The sequence below is a fragment of the Agrobacterium sp. 22117 genome, from assembly GCF_052045735.1.
Classification (GTDB): domain Bacteria; phylum Pseudomonadota; class Alphaproteobacteria; order Rhizobiales; family Rhizobiaceae; genus Agrobacterium; species Agrobacterium cavarae.
In genome coordinates, this window is record NZ_JBQEPP010000007.1 from 49,692 (window position 1) to 72,011 (window position 22,320).

Genomic DNA, 22,320 nt, shown 5'->3' on the forward strand with positions numbered 1-22,320 from the left:
CGACTTTCAGTCACAAGAACGGCCTTTTTGCAGCACGGCTGACAATTCGTCTATCACAGTCGGAGCCAGCTTGCGAATATCGCGCGCAAGAGTGTTGGCAAAAGCCGTATATTCCGGGGGAAGACCAACAGTATCGATGATGACGCGCGGTGCGGACGTACCGGCCAGGCGGAACAATTCGTCGGCATCATCCCAGATGATATTGAAGTAGCCGGAAATCCGCTGCAACAGATCGAAGCTGGGCGTGCCCCTCTTCCCGTGTTCCAGGGCAGAGAGATAGGCAGGCGAAACGCCGATTGCGCGTGCCATCTCCTTCTGGGTCACACCCTTCTGCTCTCGCAGCCGCCGGACCGCCTCGGCAAAAGGTGTCACGTCTTGTCTCCGCGTCTGCGCGACAGCCGCACGTAGAGCGCGCCGTCCCCGCCATGGTTCATGGACGCATCTTCATAGGAGGAGATGAGGTGGCGGTATTCAGGCTTCGAGAACCACATCGGCACCGCACGCTTCAATGCACCGTCACTCCCCATGGATCGACCCTTGCCGGTGATCACCAGAACATGGCGCAGGCCCCGCTCATGGGCCCGAACGAGAAAGTCCAGCAAGACGGCATGCGCTTCGCTCTGGAACATGCCGTGAAGATCGATCCGTGCCTCCAGGGCCAGGCGACCGCGGGTCAGCTTACGCTTGACCGGTTTTTCCAACGGGTGATGAACCCTGTCTTTTTTCGCAGTGGGCGCGGAAAGATCGGGCACCGGCTCGACGATCATTTGCGGAAATGGTGGTATGGGCTTGGCGGCGGGAACGGGAGGCAGCGCAACCGGCTCCCCTTCGACATCCTCTAAGGTCAGCAATTCTTCCATACGGCCGGAAATGGGTCGCGCCGTCCGGGCGACCTTTCCCCAGAGAACACGCTCCTCCTTGCCGAGTTTGCGCCCACCCTTCATCACGAATACCTTTCCGCAGCCTCTTTCGGAATGAGTATAGTGAAATCCGCCGGGTTGCGCACGGTGCCTGCAAGTTCGCCTGCCTCGTCGCCTGAGCCGGTGAAGATGTCGCCGCGCGCCGGTCCGACGATCGCAGAGCCCGTATCCAGCGCCAACATCAAGCGTGCAAAGGGTTTTCCGTCATCGAGATGGGTGAGGCTCTGCGACTGAATGAAAAAGGGAAAGCCGAAGGTATGGATCAGCCGATCGACGGCCAGAGATCGTCCTGCCACCAATGGCACCTTGGCCGCGGCGATCGGACCAAGATCCAGCCCCTCCACCGCTGCCTCGCGGAAGAAAATGTAGGAGCGGTTGTGCCAGAGCACCTCGTCCACCTGGTCGGGATGATCCTGAAGCCATTGGCGAATGGTCTGCATCGAGATGGTAGCCGGATCGAGCTCCCCGCGATCCAGCAACAGGCGTCCAATCGGGGAGAAGCGATGTCCCGCCTTGGCGGAATAGGTGATGCGCTTTAACGACCCATCGGTAAAGCGCAGCCTTGCGGCACCTTGGACATGAACAAAGAACAGATCGACCTTGGATTTTGCGTAAGCAATTTCGAGACCTCGTCCCTCGAGATAGCCCTGATCGATAGCGCGGCGATCCGGATATTCGGAGATCTGGCCGTCCTTTTCCAACGCAAACGCGTAGTAAGGATCGATGTGTGATGGGCGATTGTCGTCGTCGAGATCGATCAGGTCGTCCGGCCGATTGTAGATCGGGTATTTCCAGACGTCATCGCGAGTAGCGGAGACCTCAAGTTCAGGCTCGTAAAAAGCCGTGACGAAGCCGCGCTTGTCATCCGGCAACGTAATTCTGAAGGGGACGCAATTTTTCTCGAAAAAGCGCCTCGCTTGCTCCGGCTCGCTGACCGTTACGCCCTTCGCCTTTTCCAGCAGCGCCGACAGGTCCTCCGCGGTGAGGCCGAGGCTTGCGGTGCGATAGGGTTTGCCCTTGTTGAGATGGGCCGCAATATCGCCCATTGCTGCAAAAAGGGCTGAAGGGTCATCCTGCCCCCAGCCCTCCAGTTCATTATACGACACCTGTTTCAGGTGAAAATCAGCGCCCGTGGTCATGCTTCGGATTCGGTTGCGATCAGCTTCCAGTTCGGATCGCGCGAGCGGATATCGCGGGAGAAGGTCCAGATGTCATCGACCTCCGAGACGTTTTCGGCGTCGCCATCCACCAGTTTGCCATCCTTGTCATAGGTTGCGGAAATCAACTGGCTGATGATGCGAAGCGTGATCTGCTCTTCCGAGTCACGCACCGCTGCCTGGGTCATCTCGATTCTCTCGATGCCGACAAAGGTGGATTTCACCACTTCGCCGCGCTTTTCACGCTCGGTAATCGCAGCGTCAAAACCGTCATAGACGTCCTTGGAGAGAAGGTTCTTCAAGGTATCCCGGTCGCCATCGGCAAAAGCCATGACGATCATCTCGTAAGCCATCCGGGCGCCGTTGAGGAATTCCTTCGGCTGGAAGGATGGGTCGGTTTCGACAAGCTGGCGAAGCGAGTCATTCAGCGCCGTGCCCGGTGCTGCAACCGCGTCCACCGCAGCAAAGCGATTTTCGTCGGTCTCGCCGCGCTTCGGCAAGGTAACGACCTTGTTATCGTCAACCGGCACTTTCGCGGCCTCACGGGCGCTAAACGGATCGAAAGGCGGCTTTTCGTTGCCGGTGCGGCGGCCGAGGACACTGCGCAGTTGGAGAAAGATCAGCACCGCTGCCACAAGGAAAAACAATGTTATGAAGTCACTTGAGCCCATCTTTTACCGAAACCACCATTTAAATCCAATGTTGAACCATCATATAGTCTGCATCCGATCAATCTTCAAATAAGCAGATTCAATCGGCGGTTCCCTAAGATTGGTTTTCTGCCAACGATATAACACGCAAGGCTTGATAAAATGCGTTTCTCACTGCTGCCGGTCATCGTCCTTCTGATGCCGATTCTGGAAATTGCTGGCTTCATCGTGGTCGGAAAGGCAATCGGCCTGTGGCCAACCCTTGCGCTGATCATCCTGACCTCGATGCTGGGCCTGATCATTCTGCGCAATGGCGGCCTTGGCATGGTGCGCAATCTGCAAAATGCCGGCCGCACGGGTGAGCAGCCAGCCGAGGCCCTTGTCAATGGCGGCATGCGCGTCATTGCAGGCATCCTGCTTTTCGTTCCTGGCTTCATCACCGACATTATCGGGCTCCTGCTGCTCGTGCCGACGGTGCGCAGTTTCTTCTGGAAGGTCTTCAAACCGAACATTATTGTTGCGGATTTTGCCAGCACCGGCTTTCGCAGCAATCCGCGCGGTCCGGCATCATCCAAGGTCGTCGATCTCGACGAAGAGGATTTTCACCGCGACGGGCCAAACAACTCCCCCTGGTCGCCGGATCGCAACGACCGCGATCTACCAAGACCCTAAGCCGGCAAGCCGGGTCCTGAGGGTTGTAAGCCTCCGGCCCAGATGATAGACGGCTTTCACGGCATTCACTTTGCGAGGCATATCATGACCACTGAAAATGGTGCACAGAACGGCGCAGCGCCGTCTCTCAATATTCTGACCCAGTACACAAAGGATCTTTCGTTCGAAAATCCGGGTGCACCGCGTTCGCTTCAGGCTCGTGATGGCGCGCCTGCTATCAACATCAACGTCAACGTCAATGCGAACCCGATTTCCGGTTCCGATTTCGACGTGGTGCTGACGCTGAATGCAGAAGCCAAGGACGGCGATAAGGTTCTTTTCGTTGCCGAACTGACCTATGGCGGCGTTTTCCGTATCACCGGCTTCCCGCAGGAACACATGCTGCCGGTTCTCTTCATCGAGTGCCCACGCCTTCTCTTCCCCTTCGCGCGCCAGATCATTGCCGACGTAACCCGCAATGGCGGCTTCCCTCCGCTGATGATCGACCCGATCGATTTCGCGCAGATGTTCACGCAGCGCGTTGCCGAAGAACAGGCCCGCTCTCAGGTTCAAGCCGTTCCGAACTGATCGGATCGTAGCCAGCCAATAAAAAACCCGGGTTCAGCAGACCCGGGTTTTTTATTGTCTTGAGAAACGGCGCGCGACGATGTCACTGCGACTGCCGATACTTGTTCCAGATCGCCTTGTCGCCCATCGACTGGACAAGCTTTTCATGCGCGGCCAAGGCCTGGACATCCAGCCGCGGCGGCAAGGATCGCTCGCGCTGCATCGGCGCCATGGGCTGATCGTCCACCTGCATCGAGGCCTGCGTCTTCGAGGCGGAGCCGAAACCGAGCGCCGTCTGACGGCCGCCGATCATTTCGATATAGACTTCCGCCAGAAGTTCGGAGTCGAGGAGCGCTCCGTGCTTGTCGCGGCGGGAATTGTCGACACCGTAGCGGCGGCAAAGCGCGTCGAGAGAATTGGGACCCATCGGATGCTTCCGTCGCGCTAGCGCCAGCGTATCCGTTACCCATTCCGGCGATACAGACTCGATTCCGAGGCGCGCAAATTCCGCATTGATGAAGCCCATGTCGAAGGTCGCGTTGTGCGCCACCCAGCGGGCGCCTTCGAAGAATGCGCGGATTTCGTCGACCACCTCTGCAAATTTCGGCTTGTCCTGCAGAAACTCATCGGTGATGCCATGCACTGCAAGCGCGTCCGGATGCACCTTGCGATCTTCCGGGTTGATGTAGATGTGAATGCTTCTCCCGGTCGGGAAATGATTCATCAGTTCGATGCCACCAATTTCGATGATGCGGTCGAACTTGGATTCCAGACCTGTGGTTTCCGTATCGAAAATGATTTCGCGCATCGAAATGCTACCCTTCTGATCTGAATGTGAAAGCGTCCAAGCACTGAGGTGTCTTCGGCTTTATCAGCTTGTTCGTTTTTGCAGCGCGTCAAGCACAGCGCGAACCTGGGTTCGTGCGTCTTCGATACCACGCCCGTTATCAATGAGGAAATCGGCTTTCTTGCGCTTTTCCCCATCGGGCATCTGCCGTGCAAGGATCATCTGGAATTTCTCTTCCGTCATACCCGGGCGAGATAAAACCCGTTGCCGCTGGATCTCTGCCGCGCAACTGACGACCACGACGGCATCGACGCGGGCCTCCGCTTTCGTCTCGAAAAGCAGAGGAATATCGAGAAGCGCAAATCTCTCGCCGTTCCCCCTTTGCGCTTCTACGAAAGCGTCTTGCTTTGCGCGCACCAGTGGATGGACGATGTTCTCCAACGCAGGAAACTGAGCCGGATTCTCGCGCAGGATCGTACTGAGGCGATCGCGGTCAACAGTACCGTCCTTGACCGCGTCCGGAAAAATATTGGCGATCGGACCGACCGCTTCGTTTTGATAAAGATCGTGCACCACCGCGTCGGAATCGCAGACCGGCACGCCCTCCTCCGCAAAGAGTTTTGCAGTGGTGGTCTTTCCCATCCCGATAGATCCGGTGAGACCGATGACGATCATGCGTAGCGTTCCATATCGGTAATAATCAACGAGCGGAGGTCTTCGGTCACGCCTGGCTTTCTACCAAACCACTTTTCAAAACCCGGACGTGCCTGGTGAAGCAACATGCCCAGACCATCGACCGTCGCAAAACCCTGCTGTTCTGCCATCTCCAGGATTGGCGTTTTGAGTGGCACATAGACGATGTCCGTGACAACGGCGTTGGCGTTGAGAGGTGAAAAGTCAATGAAGGGCGCCTCTGTGCCATCCATGCCAAGCGACGTGGTGTTGACGAAAAGTCCGCAGCCATTCGAGACTTCAAAAAGCGCATCCATGGAGTGCGGGTGGACAGTTTGCCCAAATCGGTAAGCAAGCTCTTGCGCTCGTTCAACAGTGCGATTGACAACATGGATTTCGGCGATTCCTCGATTGCGAAGGGCCTGGATTACGGCGCGGCTCGCGCCGCCTGCCCCGAGAACCACGGCCTTGTCCGTGGTGTCCCAGCCCCTATGCCGATCGTCAAGGTTGGACACAAAACCAAAGCCATCGGTGTTGGTCGCATGGATCAGTCCCTCCTCGACCCAAATCGTGTTGGCAGCGCCTAACTCATCGGCGAGTTCATCCGGCCTGTCGGCCAGTCGGTAGGCGGATTCCTTGTGAGGAATGGTGACGTTGCCCCCCACATAGGTCCTGTCCGACCGCTTCAACGATTCCAGAAAGGACGGAAAATTCTGGGGCGATTGCTCTACTGCCTCATAGAGCCCATCGATCTGAAATAGCTTGATCCAGAAGTTATGGATCAGGGGTGAGCGCGAATGCTTGACCGGGAAACCGGTCACGAACGCTTTTTTGGTCAATGTTTCACGTGAATCAGCCATCGATCAGTTTCAGCTCCCTCAATTGCGCCAGCAGCGGAAGGAGCGGCAGTCCCAGCACCGTGAAGTAGTCGCCTTCTATGGAATTAAATAGCTGGATTCCCTCCCCCTCTAGCTGGTAGGCGCCGACGCTGGAAAGCACCTGCGAGCCTACCTTCTCCAAGTAGCGCGACACGTAATCAGCGGAAAGATCGCGCACCGTCATCTTCGCGATACTGACGGCAGACCACAAAACCTCATCGTCTTTTGCGATTGCAATTCCGCAGTTCAGTCTGTGCGTCTTTCCAGACAGCGAAAGAAGATTGGAATGCGCTTCGGCCATGTCTTTGGCCTTGTGGTAGATCCTGGCACCAAGCGACATCGTTTGATCGGAGCCGATCACGAAAGCGTCCGGGTGTAAGCGGCTCACAGCGATCGCTTTGGCTTTTGCCAATTCCAGCGCGATTGTCTCAGGCGTGGCACCTTCCGCTTCCAATCTGGCATCAATGGCGCGCTCATCAATCTCTGCAGGAATGCTGGAAAAAATTAGACCGGCATTGCGCATCAGCATCTGGCGCGAGGCGCTGGCTGAGGCAAGGATCAGTTCGGATGTCATGGCTGTCTCCGATGAATATCGAGAATCGGATTACAGCATCGGCTCGGAAATCGGAATCGATTTTCGGAAAAGCACGATGCTTGGATTCAAAATGTGAGACGCGTCCTTGCAGCGCCCAAATCGACGCTCCGCGAGCTATCGTGTCTTTTGGCGCAGAGCAAGGATCGCTGCCGCCGTCTCTTCGATCGAGCGCCGCGTCACGTCGATGAGGGGCCAGTTGTTGCGGGCACAGAGCGCGCGCGCATATTTCAGCTCCTCCATGATCGTCGCTCGGTCGATATATTGTCCCCTGTCGAAACCACCTGTCGCGCCGAGCTCTCGGTTTTCACGGATCTGCGATATCCGATCGGACGTCGCCACCAGCCCGACGATCAAAGGCTTCGTGGCCTTATAGATGCTATCGGGCAAAGGCACGTTCGGAACAACGGGAATATTGGCGGTCTTGATGCCGCGGTTCGCCAGATAGATGCTCGTTGGTGTCTTGGACGTTCGGCTGATGCCGATGATGACGATATCTGCTTCGTCATAATGTTCCGGCATCTGACCATCATCATGGTCCATGGCGAAGTTCAAAGCCTCGATGCGCGCAAAATAATCGGCATTCAAGGCATGCTGCGCCCCGACCCTTCGCCGCGAGGTGGCGCCGAGATAGGTCTGAAAGATGCCGATGATCGGCTCAAGCACGTTGACGCACGGGACGCCAAGCGCGTGGCACTGGATTTCGAGAAACGAGGAAAGCTGCTGATCGACGATGGTGTAGAGCACGATTCCCGGCTGGCGATCGATCTCCTCCACGACGGCCTGCAACTGCTTTTGATTGCGGATCATCGGATAAACATGCTCGATCGGCATGGAGGCATGAAACTGTGCCGAGACAGCCCGACCGGCCGACATCAGAGTCTCTCCGGTTGAGTCCGATATCAGGTGCAGATGGAAGAAGTTTTTTTTATTCTCCACGCTGTTTTCTTCTCCCTGTTGATAAAGCTGGACAGATCCGGGACGGCGTTGGCGGCGAGCCCGGCCTGGCGGAAAACTGCCGACTTATCCACACTTGCCGGTTTTGTGTAGCAAGCTGAAGGGCCTCTGTGAATTGCTGGGAGAAGGGAAAATTGCTCTTGCTTCATTCCTGCCTTATCCACAGGATCGGCACTCCAATGGCGACATTCAAGCTATTGAAACTATTTCGATAAATCGACTTTTCCAAAATTAGTGCGAAAAAGCGTTCCGTTTTATCCACATCGGATGAGGTGATGGGTGAGCTGCGGCATATCAGCTTAAGAGTTTTTAATCCTTGCTACTCACCGACTCTAAGAAATAGAAAATCTTTTAAATCTCTTTGTTTTTATTTTTAGAAAGTTGGGCGAGATGATCGACCGCAGTGTCATGAGGGTTTTGAACGGCGAGACGTTGAACCCTCCTCCGATTTGGCTTATGAGACAGGCTGGTCGATACCTCCCGGAGTACAGAGAAACGCGCAAGGTCGCAGGAAGTTTCTTGGATCTCTGTTACAATCCGGATCTTGCAACCGAAGTCACACTTCAGCCAATCCGTCGTTTTGGTCTGGATGCCGCGATCCTCTTTTCCGATATCCTGGTGATCCCGGATGCTTTGAAACGGAATGTCTTCTTCTCCGAAGGCAAGGGACCGCAGATGGACCCGATCAATGCTTCCGAGATTGACGCACTTGATCCGTCGAATGTCATCGCTCATCTCGAGCCTGTGTTCCAAACCGTGAGGAAGCTTCGCGCCGAATTGCCGCAACAGACGACGCTTCTCGGTTTCTGTGGTGCGCCGTGGACGGTTGCAACCTACATGATTGCTGGCCACGGCACCCCGGACCAGGCCCCTGCGCGCCTCTTCGGCTACCAGCATCCGCAGGCGATGGAAAAGCTCCTATCCTTCCTGGCGGAGGTCTCTGCGGATTATCTCGTTGCGCAGCTGAATGCCGGCGCGAACGCTGTGCAGATTTTCGATTCCTGGGCTGGGGTTCTAGGCGAGAAAGAGTTTGAAGAATACGCGGTGAAGCCCGTCGCCCGCATCATCCAGTCCGTGCGGGCGCGCCGTCCTGATGCCCGGATCATCGCGTTTGCCAAGGGCGCTGGCATTTTGCTGAAGGATTACCGTCAGAAGACCGGTGCCGATGCGATCGGTCTCGACTGGAGCGTGCCGCTCTCCTTTGCCCGCGATTTGCAGAAGGAAGGCCCGGTCCAGGGTAATCTCGATCCGATGCTGATGATTGCCGGCGGCAAACCCCTGGAAGACGGCATCGATGCGATCCTGCAGGCGCTCGGGAACGGCCCTTTGATTTTCAATCTCGGCCACGGCATCACGCCACAGGCCGATCCTGAGAATGTCACACGGCTGGTGGCGCATGTGCGTTCCCATGGAGCCGCAAGATGAGCGAAGAGAGGCAGACGTCAACCACAGCCGGCCGCAAGACCTATCTTCGCGCAGGCGTGGCGCTCGCCGTCTTCGTCGGCTTCATCGCGCTGGTCCTGCACGTCGATCCTGCGGATGCCTATCTCTGGATCAAGGCGCTGCACATCATCGCGGTCATTTCCTGGATGGCGGGTCTGCTCTATCTGCCGCGGCTGTTCATCTACCACACGGATGCGCCGGTCGGCTCCGTACAGTCGGAAACCTTCAAGGTCATGGAGCAGCGGCTCATACGCTTGATCATGAACCCGGCAATGATGATCACTTGGGTGCTGGGGCTTTACCTTGCCTGGTCCGTTTACGGTTTCAGTGGCGGCTGGCTGCATGCCAAGATCGCGCTGGTCATTGCGCTGACTGTGACCCATGTCTATTTCAGCCGCAGCGCAAGAGCCTTCGGTCGCGACGAGAACAGGCGCCCTGCCCGTCACTGGCGGTTGATGAATGAGGTGCCCACGGTATTGATGATCGTAATAGTCATACTTGTGGTTGTGAAACCGTTCGGATAACTTATGATCACGATAAATTTCCCGGAATTGGTGCTTTGCTCTTGCGGCGGCGGGCATGAAACGCTATTTTCAGCCCACTCATCTCTCGGCATGTGAATTATTCAGATGGCTGCGGTTGCACCTCAGAAGCTGATTCGCGAACACGCCACTCCCCCACATATTGTTAAAGACGGTCTTTCTCTTCATGGCTGAAATGAAGCTACAGGAACTCAAAAGCAAATCTCCGACCGATTTGCTGACGTTTGCCGAATCCTTGGAAGTTGAAAATGCGAGCACCATGCGTAAGCAGGAGCTCATGTTCGCTATTCTCAAGATGCTGGCAAGCCAGGATGTCGAGATCATCGGGGAAGGCGTTGTCGAAGTTCTTCAGGATGGCTTCGGTTTTCTGCGCTCTGCAAACGCAAACTACCTGCCAGGCCCGGATGATATCTACATCTCACCCTCCCAGATCCGCCGTTTCTCGCTGAAGACTGGCGACACGGTCGAGGGGCCCATTCGCGGACCGAAGGAAGGCGAGCGCTATTTCGCTCTGCTGAAGGTCAACACGATCAATTTCGACGATCCTGAAAAGATCCGACATAAGGTTCACTTCGATAACCTGACGCCGCTCTATCCGAATGAGCGCTTCAAGATGGAACTTGATGTTCCAACATCGAAGGACCTCTCCGCGCGCGTCATCGATCTCGTCGCTCCGCTCGGCAAGGGCCAGCGCGGATTGATCGTTGCGCCGCCGAGAACCGGTAAGACAGTTCTTCTGCAGAACATTGCTCATTCGATCACGGCGAACCATCCGGAATGCTACCTCATCGTTCTCCTGATCGATGAGCGTCCAGAAGAAGTGACCGACATGCAGCGCTCGGTGAAGGGCGAAGTCGTGTCCTCGACCTTCGACGAGCCGGCAGTTCGCCACGTTCAGGTGGCCGAAATGGTCATCGAAAAGGCCAAGCGCCTGGTCGAGCATGGTCGTGACGTCGTCATTCTGCTCGACTCGATTACGCGCCTTGGCCGCGCCTACAACACGGTCGTCCCCTCCTCCGGTAAGGTTTTGACCGGTGGTGTCGACGCCAACGCTCTGCAGCGCCCCAAGCGCTTCTTCGGTGCCGCCCGTAACATCGAAGAAGGTGGTTCGCTGACGATCATCGCAACGGCTCTGATCGATACCGGCAGCCGCATGGATGAAGTCATCTTCGAAGAGTTCAAGGGCACCGGTAACTCGGAAATTGTGCTTGACCGCAAGGTTGCCGATAAGCGCATCTTCCCTGCCATGGATATCCTCAAGTCTGGTACGCGTAAGGAAGACTTGCTGGTTCCGCGTCAGGATCTCCAGAAGATTTTCGTGCTGCGACGCATCCTGGCACCGATGGGAACCACCGATGCCATCGAGTTCCTCATTGACAAGCTCAAGCAGACGAAGACCAATGGCGACTTCTTCGAGTCGATGAATACATAATCCGTTTAGCCGGATTCCGACTTGAAGCATTTTACAAGGTTTCCAATCCGCTCATACGCGTCAGGTTCTTGCGTTATCGGAAAACCGCTGCACAGTTTTCTGCGGACCATGCTTTCGACCTTCGGCTGCGCTCCTTAAACAGAGCGCGGCCATTTTCATTAGAGCGGGTTCGATCACCTCGATTGCCGCCTCGCTTCAGCCCTTCGTTTGTAGCGTGCGTCCTTAAAACCGCTAAACAGGTCGCATGACGAGCTTTGGAAAAGTTTCATGCCGCAGTCCAGCGATACGATCTATGCCCTCTCCAGTGGCTCTCTACCGGCCGGCGTCGCCGTTATCCGGATCAGCGGACCCAACGCGATTGAGGCGCTTCGAAGTCTCATAGGCGATCACGTTCCAGCACCCCGTAACGCAGCTCTCAAAACGATTCGTGACCGAAACAGCGACATCATTGATCAGGCCCTCGTGCTCCAATTTCCAGCGCCGAACTCTTTCACGGGCGAAGATTGCGTCGAACTCCAGGTCCATGGAAGTCGAGCGGTGGTGTCGGCGATCTTCAATCTCCTTGACCAACGGCAGGGTGTGCGTCAGGCAGAAGCAGGAGAATTCTCCCGCCGGGCATTCGACAATGGCAAGATGGATCTCGTGGAAGCTGAAGGCCTTGCGGACCTTTTGCAGGCTGAGACAGAAATGCAGCGGCGCTTGGCCGTGGAGCAGAGCAGCGGTCATCTCTCCGGCCTCTATGACGGCTGGGCGTCGCAGCTCACCCGCTGCCGGGCATTGATCGAAGCGGAACTCGATTTCGCCGATGAGGACGATGTGCCGGATTCGGTAGCCGTTCAGGTGTGGGCTAAGGTTGGGGAGCTCGAGAAAGACCTCGCAAGCCACTTGGCGCATGGATCAGGCTCTGAAATCATCCGAGATGGTTTTAAAGTTGCCTTGGTGGGTGCGCCGAATGTCGGCAAGTCCAGTCTGATGAATGCGCTGAGCGGGCGTGATGTGGCGATTGTCACCGATGTCGCGGGTACCACACGAGACGTTCTCAGCGTTGATCTCGATATCAATGGGTATCTTGTGACGCTCTTTGACACGGCGGGGCTGCGTGATGCGACGGATGTGGTCGAGAGGGAAGGTATTCGACGGGCACAGATGACGGCGCAGTCCGTTGATTTGGTTCTACACCTCCACGATATCGATTCGCCCCCGCAACAATTGGAGATACAGAATAACTTCGAGGCAATTTCGGTGATCACGAAGGCGGACCTTCTTCCGCAATCGGCCAACATAGAAGACGGGATTCTCATCTCTGCAAAGACGGGCTACGGCCTGGAGTCGCTAAAGGCCGCCATCAGCGACCGGATCAAGCAGCGAGTTGGAGCCGCTACCACCCTCATACCCGCACGCTCGCGACACAAAAAACGACTTGAAGAGACGCTGGAGTATGTTAGGGAAGCGCTGAAATCAGAAGGTATGGAATTGGCGATCCGTTCCGAATATCTTCGTCTTGCCGCTACGTCGCTAGGACGGATCACCGGCAGGGTTGACGTCGAAGATTTGCTTGGCGTCATATTTTCCGAATTTTGCATCGGTAAATGATTCACGTGAAACAATGGGTGTGACACACTCGGTTCAAGGCTGGAAGTTCGATGGTTTATGATGTCGTTGTCATCGGTGGTGGCCATGCAGGCAGCGAAGCAGCGGCGTCAGCTGCGCGTTACGGCGCACGCACCGCGCTCCTTACCCATAAGCGTGAGACGATCGGCGTCATGTCCTGTAATCCTGCAATCGGCGGGTTGGGCAAAGGCCATCTCGTGCGAGAGATCGACGCACTTGATGGTCTGATGGGCCGCGTGGCCGACGCTGGCGGCATCCAGTTCCGGATGCTGAACCGCAAGAAAGGGCCTGCTGTCCGTGGGCCAAGAACGCAAGCCGATCGCCGCCTTTACCGCGAAGCGATGCAAAGAGAAATTTCCGACATCGTAAACCTCGACATTATCGAGGGAGACGCTTTCGATATCGATATCATAAATGGTGAGATCACAGCGGTTGTTCTAGCAGACGGTCGTCATGTCGCTTGCCGTGCCGTCGTCCTTACAACCGGTACATTCCTTCGCGGTCTCATTCATATCGGTTCCGAAAAGATTCCAGCGGGCCGTGTTGGTGAAAACCCCTCGATGGGACTTTCTGAAACCCTTCTACGCGCGGGTCTTACGCTCGGACGGCTCAAGACGGGTACCCCTGCCCGGCTCGACGGTCGAACGATCGATTGGGCTGGCCTGGACAAGCAAGGTCCGGACGAGGATCCCGTCCCCTTTTCGTTCATGACGGATCGCATCACCAATCCTCAGATTGATTGTGGCGTAACGCGCACGACGCCTGAGAGCCATAAGATCATTCATGATAATATTCACCTCTCAGCTATGTATTCCGGTCAGATCGAGGGTGTGGGTCCGCGATATTGTCCGTCGATTGAGGATAAGATCGTTCGCTTCGGAGAGCGCGATGGACATCAAATCTTCTTGGAGCCGGAAGGTATTGACGATCACACCGTCTACCCGAATGGCATATCCACGTCGCTGCCGGCGCATGTGCAGGAGGCTTTCATTCATTCCATTCCGGGGCTTGAGACCGTAAATATTCTCCAGCCTGGCTACGCGATAGAATATGATTATGTCGACCCAAGAGAACTCAAGCCCTCTCTCGAGTGCCGGAAGATTCCTGGCCTGTTTCTAGCCGGTCAGATCAACGGAACGACAGGCTACGAGGAAGCCGGCGCTCAGGGGCTAGTTGCCGGTCTTAACGCGGCGCGCCTGGCTGCTGGAGTCAATGCGCATATTTTTAGTCGGACCGATTCCTATATCGGGGTCATGATCGATGACCTGACGTCCAAGGGCGTGACCGAGCCCTACCGCATGTTCACCTCGCGCGCTGAGTATCGACTCTCGCTGCGTGTCGATAATGCCGATCTCAGATTGACGCCTCTCGGGCTGAAAACGGGGATCGTCGGATCGGAGCGCGGGAGGAAGTTCTCTGAGTATCTCGATGCGCTCGATCATGGCAGGTCGTTGCTTAAGGACCTTGCGATCACCCCAACTCAAGCAGCAAAGCAAGGGCTTAAGCTCAATCAGGATGGCCAGCGTCGCAGTGCTTACGAGTTGCTTGCGTACCCCGACATGTCGCTTGAAGCCTTGAAACCAATTTGGCCAGTTCTGGGTGAACTTGCTCCGCGCGTTGCCGAAGTTCTGGAGATTGAGGCAAGTTACGCGGTTTATATGCAGCGCCAAAGCGCTGATATTATCGACATCAAGCGCGACGAAGACCGACAGATACCAGAAGATTTCGATTTCGGCAGCTTGTCCGGCCTTTCCAACGAACTGAAGCAGAAGCTTCTCGCAGCGAAGCCAATCAACATCGCCCAGGCCGGGCGAGTCGATGGAATGACGCCTGCGGCGATCTCACTGATCCTTGCTTTGGTGAAAAAAGGGACTTATACGCGAACAGAGAAAACCCGCATACATCCCTGACGAGTCCCATTATGACGTTAAACGGCCAAAGTGTTTCACGTGAAACACAGGAGCGGCTCGAACATTTCGTTGAGCTTTTCAAGAAGTGGAACGCGACGACTAATCTCGTTGCTCCTTCAACGTTGAAAGACCTGTGGTCTCGGCACGTTGCTGATAGTGCCCAAATCTTCCAATTGGCGCCTAAGCCTCAAACCTGGGTCGATCTTGGCAGCGGCGGTGGATTTCCAGGTGTGATCACCGCAATTTTTCTTGCGGAGCATCAAGATGGCTGGGTGCATCTTGTCGAAAGCAATCACAAGAAGGCTGCCTTTCTGCGTGTCGCTTTGTCTGAAACGGGTGCTCGCGGGACAGTTCACCCCCTCCGGATTGAATCAGCACCGGAGGACATTGGTCTATGTGATGCCGTATCGGCACGCGCTCTCGCAGACTTGGACCTTCTCCTTTCTTATATCCATCCTTGGGCTCAGAAAAACGATCTTCTAAAAGCCTATCTCAATAAAGGCCGGGATTATGAGGCCGAGGTGACGAAAGCCCGTGGTCGATGGTCGTTTGATCTGCTAAAACATCGAAGTGCAGTCGATGAAGACTCGGTCGTTCTCGAGATTCACAACTTGTCGACAAAGCGCTGATTTTTGAAAGCCAGGTGCTTCACCATGTCTGATAAGAACCGGATCATTACGATAGCAAACCAGAAGGGTGGTGTGGGTAAGACCACCACCGCGATCAATCTGGCAACCGCACTTGCCGCCATTGGCGAGCGTGTTCTGGTGGTGGATCTCGATCCGCAGGGCAATGCCAGCACCGGTCTTGGTATTGATCGCAGAGAGAGAAAGCTATCGTCCTACGACCTGCTCGTCGGTGCAAACAGCGTCGCTGAAGTGGCCGTGCGAACCGCCGTTCCAAACCTCGATATTATTCCGTCGACGATGGATCTTCTTGGCTTCGAAATGGAAGTTGCGAATGCGGCGAACCGCGTTTTCCTGCTTCGTAATGCGTTGCGTAGCCCGGACGCGATGGCTTATTCCTACATTTTGCTGGACTGCCCCCCGTCTTTCAATCTGCTGACTATGAACGCCATGGCGACCGCCCATTCGGTGCTAGTGCCGCTGCAATGCGAGTTTTTTGCACTCGAAGGCCTTAGCCAGCTGCTCGACACGGTCAACCAGATTCGCGGTACTGTGAACCCTGGTCTCGATATCCAAGGTATCGTGCTGACGATGTTCGATGCGCGCAACAATCTTGCGCAGCAGGTCGTCAACGACGTTCGCACTCATCTCGGTGACAAGGTTTACCATACGCTCATTCCGCGAAATGTTCGTGTGTCGGAAGCGCCATCCTATGGTAAGCCAGCCATCCTGTATGATTTGAAGTGCGCCGGCAGCCAGGCCTATTTGCAGCTCGCCTCAGAGGTTATTCAGAGAGAACGGCTGCGCAGGGCTGCCTGAGGCGCTACTGAACTGCAAGATTGATATGGAGTATAGTATGAGTGATGATCTCTCCAAGCGCCGCCTTGGTCGCGGTCTTGCAGCCTTGATCGGCGAGATGGATCAGCCCTTGCCTGTGGGCGAGCCTCAGCGGGCAATCAGTGCCGACCGAACGGTGCCGATCGAGTTTATCGCTCGCAGCCCACGCAATCCGCGTCGTCATTTTGATGAAAGCGAACTCCAGGATCTCGCAGCCTCCATTCGGCAGCACGGGATCGTGCAGCCTGTCGTGGTGCGCACAGTCGAGCAGAACCGCTTTGAAATTATTGCCGGCGAACGTCGTTGGCGCGCAGCGCAGCTCGCCGGCTTTACCGAAGTTCCGGTTATCGTCCGTGATGTCGATGATCGCACTGCGCTCGAACTCGCGATTGTCGAGAACGTTCAGCGTTCCGATCTCAATCCACTCGAAGAAGCGCTGGGCTATGAGCAGCTGATTGCCGAGCATGGTTATACGCAAAACGATCTTGGCGAGATTATCGGCAAAAGCCGTAGCCATGTAGCCAACAGCCTGCGCCTGTTAAAGCTGCCTGATCCTGTCCGCGACATGCTGTCGGAAGGCTCTCTTTCGGCCGGCCACGCAAGGGCTCTCGTATCCACGTCTGATCCGACAACGCTGGCAAAGACGATCGTGTCAAAAGGCCTTTCGGTGCGCGATGCCGAGCGCATTGCCCAGAATGATATCCGATCCCAGCTCGATCCCGTGCATGCGCGCAAGCCGGAGAAAGATTCCGACACGGTCGCGCTGGAGCGGACGCTGTCGGACGCCCTTGGCCTCGACGTAGCGATCAGCCACAAGGGCAATGGTGGACAGGTGCGGATCAACTACAAGACGCTTGAGCAGCTCGAAGCCGTTTGCCGTCTTCTGGAGCAGCGTGGTTAACGACGTAGCGCTACTCCCTAAGCTATTGATATTTATTATTTTTCTATAGGTCGCCTTCATTGGGCGACTTACTTATACGCCAATGAGGGGTGGCTGAGTGTATCAGCACGCCAGATCCTACCTCCAGGCCAGTGATGAGCGTCAATGCCGGTCCTCCCCGGTCCCATTGAACCGATATGACTCGGCTTAAACGCCTTGGCTCGAGGAACTCCCTCGTACAGCGATATGCGTCGGGCCCTCTCTTGTGCGTTTCCAAACAGCGAATGCAAGGGGCCCTGTGCCCAAAGAAAGGGCGACGCATTAGCCTGAAACAGTGTAGCGCAGGCTACGCTTCGATATCGCACATCCGTATCGGTCAACGAATGCTATGCCGTGTCTGCTGTTACGGCGGTATCTGACGAGAGGCGGCTCTTTCGAAAACAACGTCTCAGAAATCGATCGCGCGGCCATTGATCTCGTAATCGCCAAAGCGGACCGGTTCGGCGCCGCCGCGGCCACCGGTCTCAGGTGGAAGCTTGAGCTGCTCTGCGTTGCGGCGCCGTTCTTCCGCTTCCTTCAATGCGCGTTGGGCTGCAGGCGAGAGGACTTTGCTGTTCGTGTTCGCATTATCGTTATCGGCGTTCTGCATGGGCTGCACCCTCGTCACGGCATATTGAAAAGCAATTCCTCATAACCAGATTATAGAAAACTGTCCGCTTTGATAAGTCTTTGCGGGTCTTTTCATCGCTTTTGACGGAGATGCTGGATGAATCTGATGCGTACGGCCATGCTATTGGCCTTCATGACGGCCCTGTTCATGGGCGTCGGATTTTTGATCGGCGGCAAGGGCGGCATGATGATCGCCCTGGTGATTGCGGCGGGGATGAACCTGTTCTCCTATTGGAACTCTGACAAGATGGTGCTCTCCGCCTATCGCGCCCAGGAAGTGGATGAGCGCAATGCGCCGGAGCTCTTTCACATGATCCGGGATTTGTCCCAGAATGCCGGACTGCCAATGCCGAGGGTCTATGTCTATGACAACCCCCAGCCGAATGCATTTGCGACGGGTCGCAATCCGGAGAATGCAGCGGTGGCTGCGTCCACCGGGCTTATGGAAATGCTGACGCCGCAGGAAGTCGCCGGCGTCATGGCGCATGAGCTGGCGCATATCCAGAACCGCGATACGTTGACGATGACGATCACCGCAACGCTTGCCGGTGCCATCTCCATGCTGGGCAACTTTGCCTTCTTCTTCGGCGGCAATCGGGAGAACAACCATCCGCTCGGCTTCATCGGCGTTCTGCTTGCGATGATCGTTGCGCCTCTCGCCGCCATGCTGGTGCAAATGGCGATCAGCCGCACGCGAGAATACTCTGCCGACCGTCGTGGCGCGGAGATCTGCGACAATCCGCTGTGGCTTGCCTCCGCCCTGCAGAAGATTGCCGGTGCTGCTCAGCACATCCATAACAATGATGCAGAGCGCAATCCGGCGACGGCGCACATGTTCATCATCAATCCCTTGTCTGGGGAGCGGATGGACAATCTGTTCTCCACGCACCCCAATACGGAAAACCGTATCGCGGCGCTTCATGAGATGTCGCAAGGCTTCGGCCAACCATCGACGTATGAGCCAACAAGTGCTAAGGCCGTGCGCAAATCACGCTCTGTCCCGACGACTGGTCCCGGGCGTGGCACTGACACGTCTCACAAAGGTCCCTGGTCTTGACATCACCCAACGCCCCTGCCCGGCCAAAATTCAAAAAGACAAAGCCAGCGTCTTCGGATGCTGGCGGGCCAGGCGGGGAATGGAAACCGGGCCTTTCCGCCCGCATGGCGGCGGCTAAGATCATCTCCGCCGTTATCGACAAGAAGACGTCACTCGATGGAATGATGGATGCCGAGCACGGAAACCCGGCCTATCGTTCTCTCAATCTCGCCGATCGGGCACTGGTGCGAGCCATCGTCAACAGTGCGCTCCGTCACCTGCCAAGGATTGAAACCGCCATCTCGATGATGTTGGACGGACCGCTGCCACAAGGCGCGCGATCCCTGCATCATGTTCTGGTCGTTGCGGTCGCGCAGATGCTCTATCTTGACGTCCCTGATCACTCCGCCGTCGATCTGGCCGTGGAACAGGCGCACCGCGATCCACGCAACAAGCGCTTCGTCAAGTTGGTGAATGCTGTCTTGCGCCGGCTCGGTCGCGAAAAGGGTGCGGTCACGGCTGCTATCGAGGCCGTGCCGGTTCTTCCGGACTGGTTCTACAACAGGCTGGTGAAATCCTACGGTGAGGAGGCCGCCTCGCGCATCGCCGCCTCGCAGCTTCTTCCCTCATCGATCGACGTGACGGTGAAGTCTGATCCGGACCATTGGGCCAAGGAACTGAATGGAACCGTGTTGCCCAATGGCAGTGTGCGTCTGGGTTCTTTCGAAGGACAGGTTTCAGCGCTTCCCGGTTTCGCCGAAGGGGAATGGTGGGTTCAGGACTTTTCGGCCAGCATGCCCGTGCGCCTTATGGGAGATTTGAAGGGTAAGCGCGTTGCCGATCTCTGCGCGGCACCCGGCGGCAAGACCGCCCAGCTTGTCTTGGCTGGCGCCAAGGTGACGGCACTCGATCAGTCCAGCAACCGCCTGAAGCGACTGCGCTCAAACCTCGAGCGACTTGGATTCGAAGCCGAAACGATCGAAGCCAACATGCTCAAATATCAACCGGACGAACTGTTCGATACCGTCCTTCTCGATGCGCCGTGTTCCTCCACCGGCACGATGCGCAAGCATCCCGATGTCAGCTGGACGAAGGACGAGAAGGACATCGCCAAACTGGCCACTCTCCAAGAGCAGATGCTGCGTCAGGCGCTGACCCTCGTCAAAGATGGCGGGATGATCGTCTTCTCCAACTGCTCCCTCGATCCTTCAGAGGGAGAGGAGATGGTGGCGCGTGTCTTGGCATCCGACAGCAACCTCGAACGTGTTCCCGTCGACGCGAAAGATCTGCCGGGTATGGAGATTGCCATCAACGCCAACGGCGATCTGCGCACGACGCCTGACATGTTCGGCGGTGTTGATGGCTTCTACGCGACGGTTCTGCGTAAACGTTCGCCCGCCTGAGGCACTAACGCATGTCGCGCAAAGTGCGCGGAGGTCTGGCTATAACGACAGGCGACAAGGCCCTAAAGCCCAAGAGCGAGTCTGAAAGATCGCGACGGGCTTTCGAAGCGTCTCATCAGCCCCCTCTGATGTTTTTTCCAGCCTCCTGATGAAGGAATGGGCGTGCGATCTGCGCTTCGAGCTCCATTCGTTTACAAAATATGAAGTTTTTTGTGAAATTTTATCGCTCTTCTTCAATAACGCTTTATATGCGTCGTCCCTAAAGCTAACTCCGCGAGGCAGGATTACAGACGTTTGGCGAGCTCCCTGAACAATCGCGTCAGCCTTGCGGGTTACTTCCTCCGCACGGTCAAGCGCCACGTCATGATTGCGGTCGCACCCTTGCGACTACAATTGTGGCGGCTCTCCAGCAGAGCTCCAAGCGCGCTTGTGGCAGCGCCAACGGATCTGCGCGCGGTCGATCCTTATGTCGCGCAGGAGCTTGTGCAGGGGCGGCTGTTCCTGGCGGGAAAGATCTTGGAAACCGGGGGCGTTTCCCCCTTTTTGCTGGACCCACCCTCTTCTGCATTTGAAGAGCGGCTGCATGCATTCGGCTGGCTGCGCCATGTCCGCGCCAGCAGATCGGAAGAGGCTGGAAACCGCGCCCGCCTGCATGTTGCCGAATGGATGAGCCTGCATGGGCGAACGATCCGTGGCACAGCATGGTCACCTGAACTTTCAGCACAGAGATTAACCTCCTGGCTATCCCACTCGCCGGTCATCCTGCAGAAGGCGGATGCCAATTTCTACCGGCGTTTTCTAAGATGCATCGGCCTGCATGTCGGCTATCTCGGTCTCATTGCCAAATATGTGCCGGATGGTGAAGTTCGTCTGAAAGTCCGTATCGCGCTTGCCATGGCGTCCATCTCCATGCCGAACAGCGCGTCAAAGATCGCCCGGCAGGGAAGAAAGCTCGACCAGGAGATGGAGCGGCAAATCCTGCCCGATGGTGGGCATGTCTCGCGCAATCCGCGCGTCATGCTGGAGCTGTTGCTGGATCTCCTGCCGCTTCGTCAAAGTTACATCAATCTCGGTCATGACGTGCCGGCGGGGCTTGTGCCTGCCATCGACCGCATGTTCCCTGCGATCCGCTTCTTCCGTCACCAGGATGGCGATCTGGCCTTGTTCAACGGCACCACGGCAACGCTTGCCAACGAGCTTGCATCCGTTCTGCGCTATGATGAGACGTCCGGACGTCCGTCGCGCTCGCTCCCTGATATTTCCTATCATCGGCTCGCCGTCGGCGATACGATCCTCATCGTCGATACGGGCAAGCCTGCCTCCATCGAATTGTCGCGCAGCGCCCATTGTGGCTGCTTGTCCTTTGAGCTCTCTTCGGGCCGTTACCGCTTCATCGTCAATTCCGGCTTTCCGCAATATGCCTCAGCCGCCTTCAAGCGGGTAAGCCGCACCACCGCCGCCCATTCCACGCTCACCATCGCCGATCGCTCATCGGCCCGGATTTCGCATTCCCGTTTCCTCGGCCCCGTTATCGTCTCCGGCATCAGCGAGACGGAGGTAGACCGCCGGATTGATGAGAAGCGCGCGGATATCCTGACCGCTTCTCATGATGGTTATGGAAGCCTCGGTTACGTGCACCAGCGCGAGTTGGAGTTGAACGAAGCGGGAACCAAGATCAGGGGCCGAGACTGGATCAAGGTCGATGAGAAGCGTCAACCGGAGCCAGCCGAGGCCGTTTGCCGTTTTCATGTTCATCCGTTGATCGAGCTGTCGCAGGAAGACGAGGAAACGGTGCTTATGCAGGCACCGGATGGCACCGCTTGGGCCTTTTCAGCGCCCGCACGCCAAGTCACGATTGCCGAAGACGTGTTCATGGCAGATGTATCCGGCATCCGGCCGTCGCTGCAGATCGAAGTCGCCTTTGAGCTTCCGGCAACCACGGAAATCCGCTGGCTTCTCGAACAGAGAAGCTGATCGCTCTTTGAAGGTTGTGCTGCCGATAAAGCGGCACGCTCTGTTTATTAATCTGCCAAGCTGTGCTAACGCGGCGACAACCGCCGGGGTGCGCTTTCTCCGGCTCATCCTCCACCGTTTACGGAG

General features: G+C 56.5%; 23 protein-coding genes. 13 read left to right on the forward strand and 10 right to left on the reverse strand.

Going from position 1 to position 22,320, the window contains the following annotated elements:
* Positions 1–6: 6 nt before the first annotated feature.
* Genes ACTJKV_RS19415 through ACTJKV_RS19430 form a run of 4 tightly spaced genes read right to left on the reverse strand, consistent with a single transcriptional unit; the run spans position 7 to position 2,748 of the window.
* Positions 7–372 carry a helix-turn-helix domain-containing protein gene (locus ACTJKV_RS19415; RefSeq protein ID WP_062424683.1) on the reverse strand — a complete coding sequence of 122 codons (366 nt, stop codon included), beginning with the start codon at positions 370–372 and terminating at the stop codon, positions 7–9.
* Positions 369–944 carry a Smr/MutS family protein gene (locus ACTJKV_RS19420; protein WP_440599385.1) on the reverse strand — a complete coding sequence of 192 codons (576 nt, stop codon included), beginning with the start codon at positions 942–944 and terminating at the stop codon, positions 369–371. The genes ACTJKV_RS19415 and ACTJKV_RS19420 overlap by 4 nt, the downstream gene beginning before the upstream one ends.
* Positions 944–2,059, reverse strand: a complete 1,116-nt coding sequence (gene mltA / locus ACTJKV_RS19425) for a murein transglycosylase A (protein ID WP_440599351.1) — start codon at positions 2,057–2,059, stop codon at positions 944–946. The genes ACTJKV_RS19420 and mltA overlap by 1 nt, the downstream gene beginning before the upstream one ends.
* Positions 2,056–2,748: a Tim44/TimA family putative adaptor protein gene (locus ACTJKV_RS19430; RefSeq protein ID WP_062424686.1), complete on the reverse strand. Its 693-nt coding sequence runs from the start codon at positions 2,746–2,748 to the stop codon at positions 2,056–2,058. The genes mltA and ACTJKV_RS19430 overlap by 4 nt, the downstream gene beginning before the upstream one ends.
* Before the next feature lie 141 nt (positions 2,749–2,889).
* On the opposite strand from ACTJKV_RS19430, the gene ACTJKV_RS19435 reads away from it, so the two are divergent.
* Together ACTJKV_RS19435 and secB are read left to right on the forward strand one after the other, a co-directional pair.
* Complete coding sequence (locus ACTJKV_RS19435; protein ID WP_062424687.1) at positions 2,890–3,399, forward strand: FxsA family protein; 510 nt, start codon at positions 2,890–2,892, stop codon at positions 3,397–3,399.
* 84 nt (positions 3,400–3,483) lie between these two features.
* Entirely contained in the window at positions 3,484–3,966 is a 483-nt protein-coding gene (gene secB, locus ACTJKV_RS19440) for a protein-export chaperone SecB (RefSeq protein ID WP_062424798.1), read from the forward strand.
* Between the two features lie 82 nt (positions 3,967–4,048).
* Here the strand turns inward: secB and dnaQ are convergent, their stop codons facing one another.
* From dnaQ to ACTJKV_RS19465, 5 genes are all read right to left on the reverse strand, one after another.
* On the reverse strand, positions 4,049–4,753 hold the full coding sequence (dnaQ, locus tag ACTJKV_RS19445; protein WP_062424688.1) for a DNA polymerase III subunit epsilon: 705 nt from the start codon (positions 4,751–4,753) through the stop codon (positions 4,049–4,051).
* 63 nt (positions 4,754–4,816) lie between these two features.
* A complete protein-coding gene (coaE, locus tag ACTJKV_RS19450; RefSeq protein WP_440599352.1) occupies positions 4,817–5,407 on the reverse strand; it encodes a dephospho-CoA kinase in 591 nt (196 codons plus the stop codon).
* Positions 5,404–6,264, reverse strand: coding sequence for a shikimate dehydrogenase (locus ACTJKV_RS19455; RefSeq protein ID WP_440599353.1), 861 nt, complete (start codon positions 6,262–6,264; stop codon positions 5,404–5,406). The genes coaE and ACTJKV_RS19455 overlap by 4 nt, the downstream gene beginning before the upstream one ends.
* On the reverse strand, positions 6,257–6,856 hold the full coding sequence (locus ACTJKV_RS19460; RefSeq protein WP_440599354.1) for a Maf-like protein: 600 nt from the start codon (positions 6,854–6,856) through the stop codon (positions 6,257–6,259). Before ACTJKV_RS19460 ends, ACTJKV_RS19455 begins: the two co-directional genes overlap by 8 nt.
* Before the next feature lie 135 nt (positions 6,857–6,991).
* Positions 6,992–7,813, reverse strand: coding sequence for a pyruvate, water dikinase regulatory protein (locus tag ACTJKV_RS19465; protein WP_062424692.1), 822 nt, complete (start codon positions 7,811–7,813; stop codon positions 6,992–6,994).
* A gap of 408 nt (positions 7,814–8,221) precedes the next feature.
* On the opposite strand from ACTJKV_RS19465, the gene hemE reads away from it, so the two are divergent.
* The 8 genes from hemE to ACTJKV_RS19505 all read left to right on the forward strand — a co-directional run bounded on the left by hemE (position 8,222) and on the right by ACTJKV_RS19505 (position 17,133).
* Positions 8,222–9,256 (forward strand): uroporphyrinogen decarboxylase, encoded by a 1,035-nt coding sequence (gene hemE / locus ACTJKV_RS19470; RefSeq protein ID WP_440599355.1) that lies wholly within the window; start codon positions 8,222–8,224, stop codon positions 9,254–9,256.
* Positions 9,253–9,798 carry a protoporphyrinogen oxidase HemJ gene (hemJ, locus tag ACTJKV_RS19475; RefSeq protein ID WP_112359139.1) on the forward strand — a complete coding sequence of 182 codons (546 nt, stop codon included), beginning with the start codon at positions 9,253–9,255 and terminating at the stop codon, positions 9,796–9,798. Before hemE ends, hemJ begins: the two co-directional genes overlap by 4 nt.
* A 184-nt stretch (positions 9,799–9,982) precedes the next feature.
* Entirely contained in the window at positions 9,983–11,248 is a 1,266-nt protein-coding gene (gene rho / locus ACTJKV_RS19480) for a transcription termination factor Rho (RefSeq protein ID WP_111848702.1), read from the forward strand.
* A 267-nt stretch (positions 11,249–11,515) separates the two neighbouring features.
* The gene (mnmE, locus tag ACTJKV_RS19485; protein ID WP_274103544.1) at positions 11,516–12,841 is read left to right on the forward strand and encodes a tRNA uridine-5-carboxymethylaminomethyl(34) synthesis GTPase MnmE; all 1,326 of its coding nucleotides are present in this window, start codon (positions 11,516–11,518) and stop codon (positions 12,839–12,841) included.
* Between the two features lie 50 nt (positions 12,842–12,891).
* Positions 12,892–14,769, forward strand: a complete 1,878-nt coding sequence (gene mnmG, locus ACTJKV_RS19490; protein WP_440599356.1) for a tRNA uridine-5-carboxymethylaminomethyl(34) synthesis enzyme MnmG — start codon at positions 12,892–12,894, stop codon at positions 14,767–14,769.
* An 11-nt stretch (positions 14,770–14,780) separates the two neighbouring features.
* Positions 14,781–15,398, forward strand: coding sequence for a 16S rRNA (guanine(527)-N(7))-methyltransferase RsmG (gene rsmG / locus ACTJKV_RS19495; RefSeq protein WP_274103542.1), 618 nt, complete (start codon positions 14,781–14,783; stop codon positions 15,396–15,398).
* A gap of 24 nt (positions 15,399–15,422) precedes the next feature.
* Positions 15,423–16,214: a ParA family protein gene (locus tag ACTJKV_RS19500; RefSeq protein WP_274103541.1), complete on the forward strand. Its 792-nt coding sequence runs from the start codon at positions 15,423–15,425 to the stop codon at positions 16,212–16,214.
* A 37-nt stretch (positions 16,215–16,251) separates the two neighbouring features.
* Complete coding sequence (locus ACTJKV_RS19505; protein WP_062424700.1) at positions 16,252–17,133, forward strand: ParB/RepB/Spo0J family partition protein; 882 nt, start codon at positions 16,252–16,254, stop codon at positions 17,131–17,133.
* A gap of 427 nt (positions 17,134–17,560) precedes the next feature.
* Here the strand turns inward: ACTJKV_RS19505 and ACTJKV_RS19510 are convergent, their stop codons facing one another.
* Entirely contained in the window at positions 17,561–17,761 is a 201-nt protein-coding gene (locus ACTJKV_RS19510) for a DUF1674 domain-containing protein (RefSeq protein WP_112519321.1), read from the reverse strand.
* Between the two features lie 117 nt (positions 17,762–17,878).
* Here ACTJKV_RS19510 and htpX point away from each other — a divergent pair, with 117 nt between their 5' ends.
* From htpX to ACTJKV_RS19525, 3 genes are all read left to right on the forward strand, one after another.
* On the forward strand, positions 17,879–18,838 hold the full coding sequence (htpX, locus tag ACTJKV_RS19515) for a zinc metalloprotease HtpX (protein ID WP_274103540.1): 960 nt from the start codon (positions 17,879–17,881) through the stop codon (positions 18,836–18,838).
* Positions 18,835–20,220, forward strand: a complete 1,386-nt coding sequence (locus ACTJKV_RS19520; RefSeq protein WP_274103539.1) for an RsmB/NOP family class I SAM-dependent RNA methyltransferase — start codon at positions 18,835–18,837, stop codon at positions 20,218–20,220. Before htpX ends, ACTJKV_RS19520 begins: the two co-directional genes overlap by 4 nt.
* Positions 20,221–20,514: 294 nt before the next feature.
* Entirely contained in the window at positions 20,515–22,194 is a 1,680-nt protein-coding gene (locus ACTJKV_RS19525) for a heparinase II/III family protein (protein ID WP_440599357.1), read from the forward strand.
* Positions 22,195–22,320 lie beyond the last annotated feature (126 nt).